The sequence below is a fragment of the Candidatus Zixiibacteriota bacterium genome (genome assembly GCA_034439475.1).
In the GTDB taxonomy this organism is placed as follows: domain Bacteria; phylum Zixibacteria; class MSB-5A5; order GN15; family FEB-12; genus JAWXAN01.
The window spans coordinates 1-17057 of sequence record JAWXAN010000016.1; the positions used below are offsets into that span (position 1 = coordinate 1).

Annotated in this window: 8 protein-coding genes, 3 tRNA genes and 3 rRNA genes; 8 read left to right on the forward strand and 6 right to left on the reverse strand. The window is 49.1% G+C overall.

All coding sequences use genetic code 11. The features are described from left to right. Window positions 1-506: 506 nt before the first annotated feature. From SGI97_01695 to SGI97_01720, 6 genes are all read right to left on the reverse strand, one after another. On the reverse strand, window positions 507-1325 hold the full coding sequence (locus SGI97_01695) for a hypothetical protein (protein ID MDZ4722615.1): 819 nt from the start codon (window positions 1323-1325) through the stop codon (window positions 507-509). Window positions 1326-1447: 122 nt separating this feature from the next. Next, window positions 1448-1564: ribosomal RNA gene (gene rrf / locus SGI97_01700) — 5S ribosomal RNA — on the reverse strand. 98 nt (window positions 1565-1662) lie between these two features. Continuing rightward, window positions 1663-4663, reverse strand: a 23S ribosomal RNA gene (locus tag SGI97_01705). Window positions 4664-4892: 229 nt separating this feature from the next. Further along, window positions 4893-4965, reverse strand: a tRNA-Ala gene (locus tag SGI97_01710). 10 nt (window positions 4966-4975) lie between these two features. Beyond that, window positions 4976-5049, reverse strand: a tRNA-Ile gene (locus tag SGI97_01715). 143 nt (window positions 5050-5192) lie between these two features. Further along, window positions 5193-6744, reverse strand: a 16S ribosomal RNA gene (locus tag SGI97_01720). The 16S, 23S and 5S rRNA genes sit together here with 2 tRNA genes alongside, the layout of an rRNA operon. Window positions 6745-7450: 706 nt before the next feature. Here SGI97_01720 and SGI97_01725 point away from each other — a divergent pair. The 8 genes from SGI97_01725 to SGI97_01760 all read left to right on the forward strand — a co-directional run bounded on the left by SGI97_01725 (window position 7451) and on the right by SGI97_01760 (window position 16922). Then, on the forward strand, window positions 7451-9013 hold the full coding sequence (locus tag SGI97_01725; GenBank protein MDZ4722616.1) for a hypothetical protein: 1563 nt from the start codon (window positions 7451-7453) through the stop codon (window positions 9011-9013). Between the two features lie 105 nt (window positions 9014-9118). Next, window positions 9119-9769 (forward strand): hypothetical protein, encoded by a 651-nt coding sequence (locus tag SGI97_01730; protein MDZ4722617.1) that lies wholly within the window; start codon window positions 9119-9121, stop codon window positions 9767-9769. Between the two features lie 204 nt (window positions 9770-9973). Then, the gene (locus SGI97_01735; protein MDZ4722618.1) at window positions 9974-10774 is read left to right on the forward strand and encodes a choice-of-anchor V domain-containing protein; all 801 of its coding nucleotides are present in this window, start codon (window positions 9974-9976) and stop codon (window positions 10772-10774) included. A gap of 294 nt (window positions 10775-11068) precedes the next feature. Continuing rightward, window positions 11069-12268: a hypothetical protein gene (locus tag SGI97_01740; GenBank protein MDZ4722619.1), complete on the forward strand. Its 1200-nt coding sequence runs from the start codon at window positions 11069-11071 to the stop codon at window positions 12266-12268. 265 nt (window positions 12269-12533) lie between these two features. Next, on the forward strand, window positions 12534-12689 hold the full coding sequence (locus SGI97_01745) for a hypothetical protein (GenBank protein ID MDZ4722620.1): 156 nt from the start codon (window positions 12534-12536) through the stop codon (window positions 12687-12689). A gap of 106 nt (window positions 12690-12795) precedes the next feature. Then, window positions 12796-12869: transfer RNA gene (locus tag SGI97_01750), tRNA-His, on the forward strand. A 292-nt stretch (window positions 12870-13161) separates the two neighbouring features. Next, complete coding sequence (locus SGI97_01755; GenBank protein MDZ4722621.1) at window positions 13162-15009, forward strand: PKD domain-containing protein; 1848 nt, start codon at window positions 13162-13164, stop codon at window positions 15007-15009. 62 nt (window positions 15010-15071) lie between these two features. Next, a complete protein-coding gene (locus SGI97_01760) occupies window positions 15072-16922 on the forward strand; it encodes a PKD domain-containing protein (protein MDZ4722622.1) in 1851 nt (616 codons plus the stop codon). Window positions 16923-17057 lie beyond the last annotated feature (135 nt).

A 17057-nucleotide genomic window follows, 5' to 3' on the forward strand; every position in this document is an offset into this window, starting at 1 on the left:
GCGGGACGTACACCAGCCACGAAACAATTTGACATGCGATTACAATGTGAAAGAAGTAAGAGTCAGGATCACGAGGATCCTGACCTACTACCTTGATGCCCCGTAGGTCAGTCCGCCTGGGCGGACTGACGTCCCCTCAGCGCCATCCATGAACATCTTCGCGTGGCCCGCCACGCCTGCCCGCTGTGGTGAGACAGGCTGTCGCGCGCCGAGGGGTATTTGTGTAAGCAAAGAAAAGCTGGTGCACGAGGTTCTCAGGTCCGCCGTGGCGGGACGCGAGAAGTCTTGGAGGGGAGTTCCGAGTTCGGGTGGTTCACATTCTTGGCTGACACCTCAGTTTGTCTTGGAGAAACTTACATAGCAGTTGGATTGCCTTTGATTTGATCTGAATATCATCGTCATGGTTCTTCGTGCGGAACACCGGCGACCGTGATTGAAGAAGCCCAGCCGCCTTACTCCGTTTCTGGAGATTAATAAATGAGACATCATCTAAAGCGTTTGTAGAGTTAAAATTGTTTGGCTGAATCTTTCAATGATTCCATGTTCGATTCTTCCAAATAAAGTGAATCTATGTCTTGAAACCATCCGTGAGGTCCGCGTATCGATATATTTTCCAATGTTCCTGCACCGCCTTGAGGTATATTTCTAGCTAGGTCTCTTAAACTATCCTGAAAAAAGCCTTTCTTTGGAATAATAATAATGGGAAAAACTGGTGAACTAGAGCTCTCATTAAATATTCGGAGATATTCATTGCCATCACTATCAAAATACGAAAAGAAAAAACTATACTTTGAACCAAAGACACCGAAAGCCTCGGATGTGGGATTTTGCATGAACTCGAATATAACCTCTTCTCTTGAGTCAATATGGTCTTGAACATCATAGTCACCGATTCTCTGAACTGCGTCAGATGCCCTTCTTTTTCTGAGAAGAGCGGTGTCTTTATTGACACCAAGTGGAAAACAAAAATAAGCGATGTCGCTTAATATGGTGTCTTGGTGAATGATGAGACGTATGTCTAAGGCAGGGCCGGCGCCGATATTTTTGATTCTAAGAGATATCCAAGTCTTGTCACTATTCGGCTGCGCTTCGACAAACTCTAGGATGGGTTGAATTTGAAGCCTGCGAGACTGCTTATGTAAGTCGTTGTTCTTATTGTAGACATCTATTGAGATGTAAGAGAACCAACTCGTTACAAGTACCATTAAGAAGTTTGTTACTAATTGTCCGATATTCACTGCGCTATCGAATCGACGATCAATTAAGGGGCGGCTTCTGATCTTGGTATCGGAATTCGCTATAAGATGCGGTTTGATTTCGTTCAATGGATATCTTCTAATAGATCACCTACCTAGTTTTGATTAGCAATAAGAGATTTTTAAAGCTATTTGACAATCACAAATAAATAAACCCCTCTCGCTTATCCGCAAGAGGGGTTTTACAATTACCCCGGCAGCTTTCTACTCTCCCACGCAGTCTCCCACGCAGTACCATCGACGTTGATCGGCTTAACTTCTGTGTTCGGGATGGGAACAGGTGTGACCCGATCGCTATTGCCACCGAGAATATTTTCATACCGTATTTGTAAAGGCGTAACGTATCGCCCAATAGGTTGCGCAGGAGCGCAGACAATTGGTTAAGATACACTCGTAGGTAAATTTTACGATTAAGCCTCACGACCGATTAGTATCACTCGACTGAACACATTACTGTGCGTACATCTGTGACCTATCTACCTGGTCATCTTCCAGGGGTCTTTAGAGGCTTGCGCCAAGGGAAACCTAATCTTAGAGTGGGCTTGGTACTTAGATGCTTTCAGCACTTATCCCTTCCCAACGCAGCTACCCTACGATGCCACTGGCGTGACAATAGGTGCACCGGCGGTTGGTTCAACCCGGTCCTCTCGTACTAAGGTCAAATCTCTTCAAGTTTCCTGCGCCCGTATCAGATAGGGACCGAACTGTCTTGCGACGTTCTAAACCCAGCTCACGTACCACTTTAATTGGCGAACAGCCAAACCCTTGGGACCTTCTCCAGCCCCAGGATGTGATGAGCCGACATCGAGGTGCCAAACCCCCTCGTCGATATGAACTCTCGGAGGAGATAAGCCTGTTATCCCCGGAGTACCTTTTATCCGTTGAGCGACGGCATTTCCATACACTACCGCCGGATCACTATGACCTGCTTTCGCATCTGCTCGACTTGTAAGTCTCGCAGTTAAGCTCCCTTATACCATTACGCTCTACAGCCGATTACCACCCGGCCTGAGGGAACCTTTGCGCGCCTCCGTTACTTTTTTGGAGGCAACCGCCCCAGTTAAACTACCCGCCTGACACTGTTCCTGAACCTGCTAATGATTCCAAGGTTAGATATTCAATAACATGAGGGTGGTATTTCACCGGTGACTCCACCGATCCTAGCGGACCAGCTTCAACGTCTCCCACCTATGCTACACACACGGCACCGAACACCAATGTCAGGTTATAGTAAAGGTTCACGGGGTCTTTCCGTCCCGATACGGGTAAACGGCATCTTCACCGCTGCTACAGTTTCACCGGGGCCCATGTTGAGACAGTGCCGCAATAGTTATACCATTCGTGCAGGTCGGAATTTACCCGACAAGGAATTTCGCTACCTTAGGACCGTTATAGTTACGGCCGCCGTTTACTGGGGCTTCAATTCAATGCTTCGCCTTGCGGCTGACATCTCCTTTTAACCTTCCAGCACCGGGCAGGTATCAGTCCCTATACGTCGTCTTGTTAGACTTGGCAGAGACATGTGTTTTTAGTAAACAGTCACCGCGGCCATTTCTCTGCGGCCATTTTCGGCTTCAATTGTTATGTCACCTACTCATGGCACTCCTTCTCCCGAAGTTACGGAGTTAATTTGCCTAGTTCCTTAACATGAGTTATCCCGAGCACCTTAGGATATTCTCCTCGCCTACCTGTGGCGGATTGCGATACGGATTGCGAAGCAACTAGCATAGAGGCTTTTCTTGGCAGCATGATTATGGTTAGTTCAGGTCTTGCGACCACCCACTCGGCTCTCGGTGTTAGGAGCGTGGATTTGCCTGCGCTCCCCACCTACCACCTTGGACCGGGACAACCATCGCCCGGCTAACCTTCACTTCTGCGTTACCCCATAGCTTAAAACGCCTCTTCACAAGTCCAGGAATATTAACCTGGTTACCATCGACTACGCCTTTCGGCCTCGCCTTAGGATCCGACTGACCCTGGGAGGTTTAACCTTGCCCAGGAAATCTTAGGCTTACGGTGAGCAAGTTTGTATCTTGCTTTATCGCTACTCGTCCCGACATAATCTCTTGTGTGCGGTCCAGCCTGCCTGACGGCAAACCTTCAATCTAACACACAATGCTCCTCTACCGCTTGCACAAAGTGCAAACCCATAGCTTCGGTATCATACATAGTCCCTTTAATTATCGGCGCGGAGTCACTAGACTAGTGATCTGTTACGAACTCTTTAAATGATGGCTGCTTCTAAGCCAACATCCTAGCTGTTTAAGTAATTCCACATCCTTTACCACTTAGTATGATTTTGGGACCTTAGCTGATGGTCTGGGTTGTTTCCCTCTCGGCAATGAAGCTTATCCCACACTGCCTGACTCCCGGAGAACATATCACGGCATTCGGAGTTTGATTGGGTTTGGTAATCTTTAGGACCCCTAGCCCATTCAGTGCTCTACCTCCGCGATACTATATTCCGAGGCTAGCCCTAAAGTTATTTCGAGGAGAACCAGCTATTTCCAAGTTTGATTGGCCTTTCACCCCTATGCACAACTCATCCCCCAGCTTTTCAACGCCGGTGGGTTCGGACCTCCAGCTCGTTTTACCGAACTTTCATCCTGGTCATGCATAGATCACATGGTTTCGGGTCTACTCCCAGCCACTGAATCGCCCTATTCAGACTCGCTTTCGCTACGGCTACGCGAGATGTTCGCTTAACCTTGCGACTGAGAAGTAACTCGCCGGGTCATTATTCAATAGGCACGCCGTCAGTCCGGAAACTCCGAAGAGTCGCCTTTCCTCCGACCGCTTGTAGGCAAACGGTTTCAGGTACTATTTCACTCCCCATTAGGGGTACTTTTCGCCTTTCCCTCACGGTACTAGTTCACTATCGGTCACAGAGTAGTATTTAGCCTTGCCGGATGGTCCCGGCGGATTCGAACAGGATTCCACGTGTCCCGCCCTACTTGGGAAATCCAAAGAAGTCTCATACATTTCAGTTACAGGACTTTCACCTTCTCCGGTCGGCTTTTCCAGGCCGTTCTCCTATATATGAGTTTTGTAACTTCTTGATCTGTCAGATACCAGATCGATGGCTCCCACGACCCCGGCGACACAACGCTATCAGGCTTTAACGTGTCGGCCGGTTTAGGCTCTTCCCGCTTCGCTCGCCGCTACTGAGGGAATCACTTTTGTCTTTTGTTCCTGCGGTTACTTAGATGTTTCAGTTCTCCGCGTTCGCTTTGGACGACTATGTATTCATCGTACAATGGCCGGGTGTGACCCCGGTCGGGTTGCCCCATTCGGAAATCTCCGTCTCGAAGCCTGTTTGCGGCTAAACGGAGCTTATCGCAGCTTACCACGTCCTTCATCGCCTCTCTGTGCCAAGGCATCCACCGTTTGCCCTTAGTAGCTTAATCGATATTAATTCACCTAAGAGCATACATTATATAAAATTGGTGCGCATTCACTGCGCAGCCTATTGGAAGATACTCGTTACGCATCTTTACTATACGATATGAAGTTGTCAAAGAACCGTTGGTCTCGTTTCCGAAACCGGTCAATCATTGCTGACTGACTAAAAATTTGTTTCCCACATTCTCTGTGAGAGGGCCAGCTGTATCTCTACAACAAACCAAGTACTTCATCTGGAGATGACCGGGATCGAACCGGTGACCTACGGCTTGCAAAGCCGCCGCTCTCCCAACTGAGCTACATCCCCGAAATCTTACTGGGCCTAAGTGGAGTTGAACCACTGACCTCGCGCTTATCAGGCGCGCGCTCTAACCAACTGAGCTATAGGCCCGAGAGTTAATTTAGAAACGTTCGCCTATAAGCGAAAATTTATAATAAACAGCCACGGAAAGACGAAACAATGTTCCTGCCCGAGACGCTCGACCTAGATGTGTCCTCGACCGTAACGATCGGGACGCACACCGTACTCCTTAGAAAGGAGGTGATCCAGCCACAGCTTCCGCTACGGCTACCTTGTTACGACTTAGCCCCAGTCGTCGGTATCACCTTAGGCGTCGCCTTCCTTGCGGTTAGGCAAACGACTTCGGGTGCTCCCAACTTCCGTGGCTTGACGGGCGGTGTGTACAAGGCCCGGGAACGTATTCACCGCTACCTGCTGATCAGCGATTACTAGCGATTCCAACTTCATGGAGTCGAGTTGCAGACTCCAATCCGAACTGAGGCCGGTTTTGGGGATTAGCTCCACCTTGCGGTCTTGCAACCTTCTGTACCGGCCATTGTAGTACGTGTGTAGCCCTGGATGTAAGGGCCATGAGGACTTGACGTCATCCCCACCTTCCTCCGGCTTGTCACCGGCAGTCTTCATAGAGTTCCCAGCATAACCTGATGGCAACTATGAACAAGGGTTGCGCTCGTTGCGGGACTTAACCCAACACCTCACGGCACGAGCTGACGACAGCCATGCAGCACCTGTGCAAGAGCCTCCGAAGAGGAAGTCGACTTTCACCGACGGTCTCAAGCATGTCAAACCCAGGTAAGGTTCTGCGCGTTGCTTCGAATTAAACCACATACTCCACCGCTTGTGCGGGCCCCCGTCAATTCCTTTGAGTTTCAATCTTGCGATCGTACTCCCCAGGCGGGGTACTTAATGCGTTAGCTGCGACACCGGGGGGGTCGATACCCCCGACATCTAGTACCCATCGTTTACCGCTTGGACTACCAGGGTATCTAATCCTGTTTGCTACCCAAGCCTTCGCGCTTTAGTGTCAGTATCGTTCCAGAGAGCCGCCTTCGCTACTGGTGTTCTTCCAGATATCTACGCATTTCACCGCTACACCTGGAATTCCACTCTCCTCTACCGTACTCAAGACTAACAGTATCGAGTGCAGGCCCCGGGTTAAGCCCGGGGTTTTCACAACCGACTTGAAAGCCCACCTACGCGCCCTTTACGCCCAATAAATCCGAACAACGCTCGTCCCCCCCGTATTACCGCGGCTGCTGGCACGGAGTTAGCCGGGACTTCCTCTGTGGGTACCGTCAGGCAGAGGGCAGTTACTACCTCTACGTTTCTTCCCCACTGACAGAGTTTTACACACCAAGATGCTTCATCACTCACGCGGCGTTGCTGCGTCAGACTTTCGTCCATTGCGCAATATTCCCTACTGCTGCCTCCCGTAGGAGTCTGGGCCGTATCTCAGTCCCAGTGTGGCCGTTCACCCTCTCAGGCCGGCTATTCATCGTAGCCTTGGTGGGCCATTACCCCGCCAACAAGCTAATGAACCGCGGACTCATCTATAAGTGACAGGTTGCCCCGCCTTTGAATACAAAGCGATGCCGCTTCGTAATGTTATCCGGTATTAGACCCCCTTTCGAGGGATTATCCCGGGCTTAAAGGAAGATTGTCCACGTGTTACTCACCCGGTCGCCACTTTACTCACCCAACCGAAGCCGGATTTTCTCGTTCGACTTGCATGTATTAAGCACGCCGCCAGCGTTCGTTCTGAGCCAGGATCAAACTCTCCGTAAAATATTAAATATTTACATTCGTGATCCATGACACGTACAAACGTACGCATCGTTCTGATTTATCTATCAAAAATGATCTCAAGATTCCAAAGAATCTATAGACCCGCGTCTTGCGGACAGAATCTATTGTTTCTGTCTTATCACGTGGCTATTTAGTTTTCAAAGAACCGTTATCGAAAAAAAGTGCCAAGCATTTCTGCTGGGCAGATTTGCAGTATATCTAACTGACTACTTTGATGTCAAGAACTTTTTTTAGACTTACTAACTTTTTTTTATATCCCTGCTTTTACCCGCTGTTTTCCGCCTTTAGTAAGCGTATTTACAACAGGTTCACACTCTAAATGTTCCAACCAACTAAATCCTTTAACTTGGCTGGGATTCGATAATATATCAGCCGCGCACCCGTGTCAAGTCATCTCTTAATATTTATTTTATTGCCAATTCCCCGCTTCGGCGTGTGACGGAGCTAAACAAACGTGTCCAACAAAGCACATTTCAAAAATTATCTTGTCAATCCGGCCTTTGTTTGTATATTGGTTCCACAGACTTCTTGGACACGCTTAAATAGCAATTGGTCGGCCTGTGGCATAATATTGATCTCATAATTGCCCATCCCGATGAGTTACAGCGCACGTAAAGGAAATTGAAATCGTAATTACCATCGAATCTACACGTTTTTTGCATCCACAAAACACAGGAGGAAACCGATGACTCTCTCTAATGTCCACATCCCCAAAGGGATAAGCAAAACGCTGACGGGACTGCTCTGCGCAGTATTGTTAAATGGAGTAATTCTGAACACAGCTTTTGCTGTGACTCCTTCGACTCCGCACCTTGTCAATTACCAGGGTAGATTGACCGATGCCGGCGGGATAGTTGTCCCCAATGGTCCTCAAACCGTCACGTTTAGAGTCTGGAACGATGCGGTTGCCTCGGCCCCAGCAAATCTGATATGGAACAGCGGAGCCGTGAGTGTGACTACAACAAGTGGCCTCTTCACTGTCGCGCTTGGCCAAACTCCCATGGCTCCTATCGACCCAACCGATTTTCTCGATTCCAGTCGATGGTTAGGGATAACGGTCGGCGCTGATCCGGAGATTTCCCCCTGTAGTAAGTTAACTTCTGTTCCGTATGCCTGGACTGCTTCATCGGCGTATTCAGCCATCGAAGCTGGAACGGCAATATTCGCACCAGACTATCTGCCCTTGTCTGGCGGGGCAATGACAGGAAACACCAGCCATCTGGATGCAAGTAGCCAGTGGCAATTTTCTGCTCAGCCGTGGATGGAAATAAATCCCGGGATTCAATTTTGCGTCGGATATGGCTCCGACGGATTGGAGCAATTCCGCATTTGGGGTTCGACTTGGGGAGAACTCATATTGAACGATTTATCCGGCAACAATACCACTGCCTATCTTTCGGCAAACTTGGACGGCGGCGGATTGCTTGAGCTCAATAAAGAAACCGGGAGTCCCGGGATGCGATTTTCCGGAGGTACTACATCAACAGCTTCGACTCTCACTATGAGAAATTCCGCTGGAACAGTCTCTGCCTCAATTGATGCTGGATTAACTGGGAATGGAGCCGTTCTTCTGCCATCAAGCTCGATAAGCGCAGGGGAAATGTTTGATGAGCCGGGTGTAGCTAATACAGTGACGAGTTTCTCTTTCCCCTTTGCCGCGATCAGTTCGTACACGCTTGACTCAGTGGATATCACTATCCCAGCAGCGGGGTATGTGGAGGTCACGGCGGGCGGCTACGTAGTCCTTAGTCACGTCATCGGAACATACACAGAAGTATATTTCACAGTAGATAAAACAGCCAGCAACGCCGCCTTTGGCATTCCGGGTTCAAGTGTCCATCGCGTAGGGAGTGCTTCGCCGACGGACGGGTCCATTGAACCGATTTCATGTGCACGCCTCTTTTCAGAAGGGGCGGGGACGCATCGATACTACTACAACGCCCGAAAGTCCTCGGGTCTTGGTACCCCGTCTGTTAATATACGCTGGATTCGCGCAAAGTATTTCCCGACCGCCTACGGGACAGTTGATCTGACCATACCCGCGATCTCCCCTGTACCCGGCGATGCCGCGAATCCTTCGCTCGTATCTCTCGACCGTAAAGTCATTACTGTCGAGGAACACAACGCGCGAGTTGAAGCCGAACTTGCCGCACAACGGGCTGAGATAGGGGAGCGCATGGCGAAACTCGAAGCCGAAATGAAGGCAATGCGTGACCAACAAGCGCAGACTACGAGTCCCAAGCAGTAAGTTGATATTTGTGAAAGGTTGTGCGAATAAATTTGTTGACGAAAGCCCAAAAAGGCATATTTATAAAGTATAATTCAGACTTTTCAGGATAAGGGAATTGAACCTATGAGAAAAAGTATTATAAAAACACTGTTGCTTGGATGTTGCGCCTTACTGTTCGTAGGTACAGTCAATGGAGCAGACACCAAGAAATCAACATCCAAGCCAAAACCTGTTTCGGTTGTTGCGCCGGTGGAGTCATCGCCCCGAACTGGTTCGAGCACTTCAACTGCGGTCGCGCTGGTCCCTGTCACATCGACCCCACCTGTGACCGCTGTAGAAAACGGTTCTGGAACGCCTTCGATTTTCCGATCAGCGAGCCAAACAGGCGAACAGATAAAATGGCAGGTCATTTCAAGCGGCGGAAACCGCGGAACATCGCCAAGTTATATTCTGAGCAGCACAGTCGGACAGACGGCAGTCGGACCGAGCACATCGCCAAGCTTCAAACTCAATAGCGGCTTCTGGCAGAATTTCGGCCCGGCAAGCTGCTGTATAAACCTGACTGGGAATACCGATGGCAGTCTCGACGATCTTGTCGATATTTCTGACCTGACAGCATTAATCGATCATCTCTTTATAGCGCTCACTCCGCTGGCATGTGATCCCGAAGGGAACACCGACGGTTCGATTGATGGTCTGGTCGATATTTCGGATTTGACGAATATGATTGATCATCTTTTCATTTCGCTGGCTCCGACAGCAACCTGTATGTAGAATTTCGTGTTAAATTATCGGATATACCGCAGGCTCAGCAAATGGCCTGCGGTTTTTTATTGAAGCTCTGATAAGGTGACGACAAGCAAAATTTAAGAGGATTCGCCAAATCTCGGTCTTGACGAATTGCTGAATTCAGGTATACTGTTCTGGATAGGTATGACGTTTCTATTGACACTCCTGCATTGAAGTTTTGCACAGAAGATGTTTAGTTCAAGAATCATAGCTAAAACGCTGATAGCTCTTGTATGCGTGTCCCTTGCGGTCTCGGGCCTTCTCTACGCAACAGCGGCAAATCCTCCCAACGGCCTTACCGGTGCGCCCGGTGAAAGCAGTTGCGGAATAGGACTGTGCCACGGCAATCTCAACACCGGGACTGGCGGTATTTTTTTTGTCTCATCCCCGAGATACCGTGCAGGCGATACATTGGATATCGATCTCACCGTTGCGCACAGCGGCCAGCAGAGATGGGGTTTTGAAATGACTGTGCTTGATTCATTGGGAAGGCCCATCGGAACACTTCTGGCAACCGATACGATCAGGACCCAAAAATCCGTTTCAAATAATGGAAGGCAGTACCTCAAGCAAACATTCCACGGTACTGATATTGGGAAAAGCGACACCTCGTTTAGCTGGACTATGAAATGGGTCGCCCCTTCAACTCCAGCGGGAATAATTACATTTTACGCTGCGGGTAACGCCGCCAACGGTGATTCTATAAACTCAGGCGATTACATTTACACGAAATCGTGGCAGGTGAAACCCGCCGGATGTTGTACTGGCTTTGCGGACAATGTCGACTGTGATGGGCAGGATGTTGTCGACGTAGCCGACCTGACAGCGCTTATGGATCATCTTTTTATCTCACTTACCGACCCCTGTTGTCTTGAAGAGGCGAATATGGATGGGAGTTTGGATCGTATAGTTGATATCAGCGACCTCACGGCTCTCATAGATTTTCTTTTCATCACGACTAATCCATTGCCGGTCTGTAATGAACTGTGAGAATGACAGGACCTGACGCACAATCGGCCAGATCGTCCAAATGGAAATGGCGTCTCTTTTATATTGTTCTGTGGACGTTTCCTGCGGTATTGGTGGCAGGTCTGAGTCATGCCCGTACAACACATCTCGGTCAGCCGTCATCGTTTTGATATGAGGGTCGGGTGCGGTAATCTGTGCGGAGTTTAGTTATGGCTCCCACAATTTTCTTGCATCCGCCGTCTTTTGTCCTATCTTAAGAAGACTCATGGCAACTCAGGCTGGCCAATCTTTTTGATGTCGATGACAGGAGGCGTTATGTTGAGCGGAGCTATCCAAAGTATCTTAGTCACAATCATCTGTGTGGGCGGGTCATTCTCACACGCCGCAAACTGCGACAGCACATCAAAAGGTTTCATTCCGCTTACCGAGCTTACCGGAACTTACAAAGGACAGCCTGGTGGGCTATACCCGGGGGGAATCAACCAGCCGCCAATTTGGCATCATAATAATGGCATATCGCTCGCACAAAGTTTTGTTCCGCTCAATACCTCAGGTCTGCCAGATACGGTCAATGGATCATGGGTTCTGCTTTCAGTCGGCATGTCGAATACAACCCAGGAATTCAGCCGTTTTGTCCTGGACATGCAGGGGGATACAACGCGACATCCGCAACTTCGCATTGTTGACGGCGCACAGGGCGGTCAGACCGCAGCTAAAATTGTTTATGACACGGCTGCATTCTGGACCGTCATTAATAACAGACTCACCACTCAAGGCCTATCATCAAAACAGGTGCGAGCTGTCTGGCTTAAGGAGGCGAATGCAGGGCCCACTAATCCCTTCCCTGGGCATGCAATCTCTTTAAGGGATAATCTTCGCGATGTAGTGCGTCTTTTGAAGGTGAAATATCCCAATATCCTTCAGGTATTTGTCTCATCGCGAATCTACGCCGGTTACGCGTCAACAACGCTCAATCCTGAACCTTTTTCGTATGAGGCCGGGTTTTCTTACCGCTGGCTCATCGAATCTCAGCTCACAGGAAACGATTCTCTTAACTATCTCAGTGACTCAGGCGCGGTCAAAGCACCGTGGCTCGCTTGGGGCCCGTACTTATGGGCGGACGGGGTCATACCACGTCAGATCGACGGACTTACGTGGCTTTGTTCGGATCTCGTTTCTGATGGGACACATCCTTCAGACTCGGGGCGGGTAAAAGTTGCTTCGATGCTTGAAGAGTTTTTCAAAACCTCACCATATACTGGCGCTTGGTTTTTGAAAGATTTTATCACGCCTTGTTGTCTTGCCGCGACAGGCAATGTCGACTGTGATCTTGGAGATGTCGCCGATATATCCGATCTGACCGCATTAATTGACAATCTCTTCATTTCCCTCTCTCCGTTGTGTTGTCCGAACGAAGCCAACACCGATGGAACAGGAGCGGTCGACATTTCGGACCTGACGGCCCTAATCGACCATCTGTTTATTAGTTTGGCTTCAACGACAGACTGTCCTTAACTAATCCCGCCTCCGTTTATTTTTAATCGATTATCGGGAGTGTTCGCTATATTACCTTCCGATTGGACTGTGCTTCGATGAAGGGATACTAATGTTGCAAATATCCGACAAAGCTGGCGAAGAACTCAAGAAAGTGATGCTCTCTCCTCAGGGTAAGGGAAACAAACTCGTCATCTATTTTCAAGGACATGGCTGAGGCGGGCCGAGTCTTGGTCTGGCTCTGGATGAGTCAGTTGAAAGTTTAGAGCTGCTTGAGGATAAGGGTGTGACTGTCTATATCGAGCCGGGTCTCAAAGAATACCTTGAGCGGTTTGGCGGGGTAAATATCGACTATGTTTCACGGGGAAGCACAACCGGCGGCTATCATGTTTCAGTGGGATCGGGGCCGTCCAATAAATCCAAAAGCGGTGACTGTGAATAGATCAATCTTAATTTAGATGTTTTGAGCTTTTAAGCAGGCTCTAAAACCCTGTCGGCAATTCTCTTGACATACTGCTCCAATTATATAGCTTATGGCTTCTCGTAATGCCGGGGTAGCTCAGCTGGTTAGAGCACCTGCCTGTGGAGCAGGGGGTCGGCAGTTCGAACCTGCCCCTCGGTATTAATTGATTTTCGAACGAAATCCTAAACCCGAATTCCGCCTCAGACACCACGAAGGACGCAAAAACTGCGCATAATATTAATTTCCTATTGGTTCGGGTTTAAGGCGTTCTTCTCCGGTAAACTTTGAAGCGAAAGCATCTTATGTGCAAAAAATCCTTGCCGAAACGCCTAATAGAGCCTATATTAACAGGTACTAATTTTGATTCATTTTGACACGGATTACACTTCTACAGCTCCCGCCAATTGACTTTTTTTGCGCTGGACATGAAAGGATACAGGAGAGGATGCTCATGAGCGTTAAATTACGTCTGTTTTTTGCAATTCTTACAGTTTCTTCAACAATAGCGCTCGTGCCACGCAGCGGTTCGGCTGAAGACGCCTCAGACCAATCTGTTTCGCGCGCGGGAAACTGGTGTGGAACTCAGATCGTCTGGGATGAAAAAGCTCAACATAACCCAAACCTCCGGCAATCTGCCGCCTGTATATTACAAGGATCGTGTGATAACCCCGCGACACGTAATCTTTCTATTCCCGACTCAACGAGCCCTATCGTTTATATCCGTCTGATGTTCCATGTTTTTGCCAACAGTGACGGAAGCGGGCAAACGGCATCTGCTACTGATGTCGCCAATGCCGTTACCTTTATCAATCAGGATTTCCTTCCCCGCCGCATTCAATTTGAATATAAAATGCGGGTAGTCAAATCCACCACCTATCGTTCTCTGAGCGAAGGTGAAATCTTCGGGATGAAAAATCTCTACGCCGTCAGTCCTGATTCACAATTGAATATTTATGTGCCTGACCCTGAGTTCTCATATTCGTTCGGCACATTTCCTTGGGATAGCGATGCTCTCGGTAAGCAGGGTGGTATTGTACTGCTTCACCCTGTGCACTTTCCGCCGATAGATAACGGAGGAACAATTTCCCATGAGATCGGCCACTGTCTTGGATTATGGCATACTTTTCATGGTGTTGATGAAACTGAATCCTGCGGGCCGTGCTATGAGTTGGCAAACTCCCCCGACGGCGATCTGACCGGAGATTTGTGTGAGGATACCCCCCCGACTCCGACGAACCAAGGCTCATGCGGAAATCCTGGCGGCACAGATTGTGGCGGGACTGCATGGGGTGCAACCCCCTTCCGCAACTATATGGGCTACGCACCTGCTAACTGTTATGATAATTTCACACCCCAACAGGCCGGTCGTATTCACTGCTGGACAAATACTGTCTTATCCGGATGGATAGCGAATGCCCGAGTTACGGCAGCTCCGACTTTTGGACCGTTGCCACTCGTTGTCGACTTTACCGGGTCGTCCTCTAAAACAGTGAGCCAATGGACATGGGCTTTCGGGGATGGTGACAGTTCAAACACTCAATCGCCTCAGCACACCTACACCACTGCCGGACGGCAGACTGTGTTATTGAACATTGAGACACCGCAGGGCCCGTATACCAATACTGAAAAAGGATTGATTTGGATTCATGCCGATACCGTTGACGGCGCGGATGTTCTTGGAACTCCATCACAAAAAATTAAGGTCGATATTTTTGCGAGAAATTATCTTCCACTCACATCGCTCACAATTCCGATAACGTGGTCAGGTCCATTCGCACTGCCTCTTGATTCGATCCGAACTACTGGTCTTCGCTCCTCTGCTATGGATGTCGACACACTCTTCACCGATCCGCCCACCAAGCGATTAGTATTGACCATGACCGCTTTAGGGACAGATTCGCTTGCTCCCGGAACAAGTCCAATCCTTAGCTTGTGGTTCCGTCTGCCTCCCTTTAATGTCGCAGGAGTAAATAATATCTCACTGAGTACCGTCGCTCTATGGAGCGCTCAGTTTACTGCAATACCTGGCTCGTATTCACCAGTCGTCTTTGGCGGCTCTGTCAGCATGTCCTGCTGTAAGGTCCGCGCTGGCAACGTCGACAACGACCCTTCTGATATAACAGACATTTCCGATATTACTGCTCTGATCGATCATCTCTTCATAAGCCTTGCTCCTTTGGCTTGTAAAGCAGAAGCAAACTGTGATGGCGATGGAGGCGGTTTGGTTGATATCTCAGACCTGACAGCGCTAATTGACAATCTCTTTATCTCACTGGCACAGCTGTCCGTCTGCCAGTAGACGTTGGCGAATAGGATAGCGTTCTGTATTAAAGTGCTTCGATAGAAAGAGTACGTAACAAAATGGTTGGTGTGGTAAATAGGACTTCTCTCCTGAAATTGATTCACAGTTCGATTCTTATATTTCTATTGGTAAGCTCGGCATCGCCTCAGAACAGAGTCGTCTCCGGCACACTTAAGACTGACTGGTGCGGAACTCCGGCTGTGAACGAAGCCATTATGAGTCGTCTCGACCGCTCGCCGAATGCCTGCCCACAAGACGGCATGTGCGATAATGCGCTGACCAGAAACGGCTATATACCCGGTGTCAATCCTCCGATATTAACCATTCGCATGTACATTCATGTTTTTCGAAATACCGATGGAACCAATGCTGCTGCCACAGCCGCTGATGTGACCAATCAGATGAATCAGTTGAATTCGGATTTTTTGCCGTCAGGGATTCAGTTTGAATATGATTGGCGCTTTGTCAACTCGACGACCTATCGAAATCTTACCAACGCTGAAGATAATCCGATGAAGAATACCTACGCCATTTCCCCCGATTCGCAGCTCAATGTCTTTGTGGTCTCGCTTGCCTCCCAGGGACTCCTCGGATACGCCTATCTTCCCTGGTCGCCCAACTCACTTCAGACAACTGGCGGTTGTGTTGTCACGGATGCAGCCAATGGCGGTTTCGGAGCCGGCCGTAAGACAATGACCCACGAGGTCGGACATAACCTTGGGCTGCACCATACCCAGCGCGGTGTGAGCGAGGTTAACGCGTGTGATGCATGCTACGAAAGCCCGGGCGCAGCCGATACGGATCTGACCGGCGATCTTTGCGCCGATACCCGCCCTACCCCGACTAATTTTAACTGCTCTGATCCTGCTGGTACGAGTCCATGCAATGGCGCAACTTGGGCGCCGAGTTCCTTCAGAAACTACATGGGATATGCAAGCGATGCTTGCTACACTAATTTCTCTCTCCAGCAGATGGGAAGAATGCGCTGCTGGATTCAGGACGCGCTCGCGACCTGGCTCTCGGGTGTAACATTTAGTTCGTCTCCGAATTTTGGTCCCGCGCCTCTCAGTGTAAATTTTGTCGGTCAGACCGCGAAAGTGGTCTCACTTTGGGATTGGGATTTTGGCGATGAAAATGGATCAAGCGATCAATCACCGAACCACATCTATCAAACGCCCGGCTTGCGCGATGTTTCAGTAACTATAACAACGGCATCGGGTAATTATAGCGCTGAACAGCCCGATTTGATCTACGTCCATGCCGATACGATCGATGCTGCCGAAGTTACCGGAGGGCCTTCACAAAAGATTAAAGTAGACATAAGCGCGCAGAACTATATTCCTTTAGGCAATCTCATAGTACCAATCACCTGGTCTGGCCCGTTATCCCTTCCTCTTGATTCTATTCGGACGACAGGTCTTCGCTCCGCTCCTATGGATGTGGACACACTTTTCACCGATCCGGCGAACAAACGTTTAGTGCTCACTATTTCAGGTATAGCGGGAGCCACCCTTGCGCCCGGAAGCGGTCCAATCCTTAGCTTGTGGTTTCGTCTGCCTCCTTTCAATTTGGCTGGAGTGAATAATATTTCATTGAACACTGTCGCTCTGTGGAGCGTTCAATTTACCGCCCAACCTGGCTTATATTCCCCGGCTGTCTTTGGCGGCTCGGTCAGTATGTCCTGCTGTAAGGTCCGAACCGGTAATATTGATAATGACGCCTCTGATATTACCGATATTGCAGATATCACGGCCCTTATCGATCATCTCTTCATTAGCCTTACTCCTTTGGCTTGTAAAGCAGAAGCAAACTGTGATGGCGATGCAGGCGGAACAGTTGATATTGCCGATCTGACCCAGCTTATAGATCATCTCTTTATCACTCTGGCTCAACTGCCTCTCTGTCAGTAAAGGTATTACCATGCCTCACCGTCTGGTATTGCTTTTCGCGACCCATTCACTGCGGTATTGACCTTCAGCTATCTTTAGGTATATTACATGTCAGATTGAACAGTCGCAGGTACTGTTACGTCATTTAGTAGCATC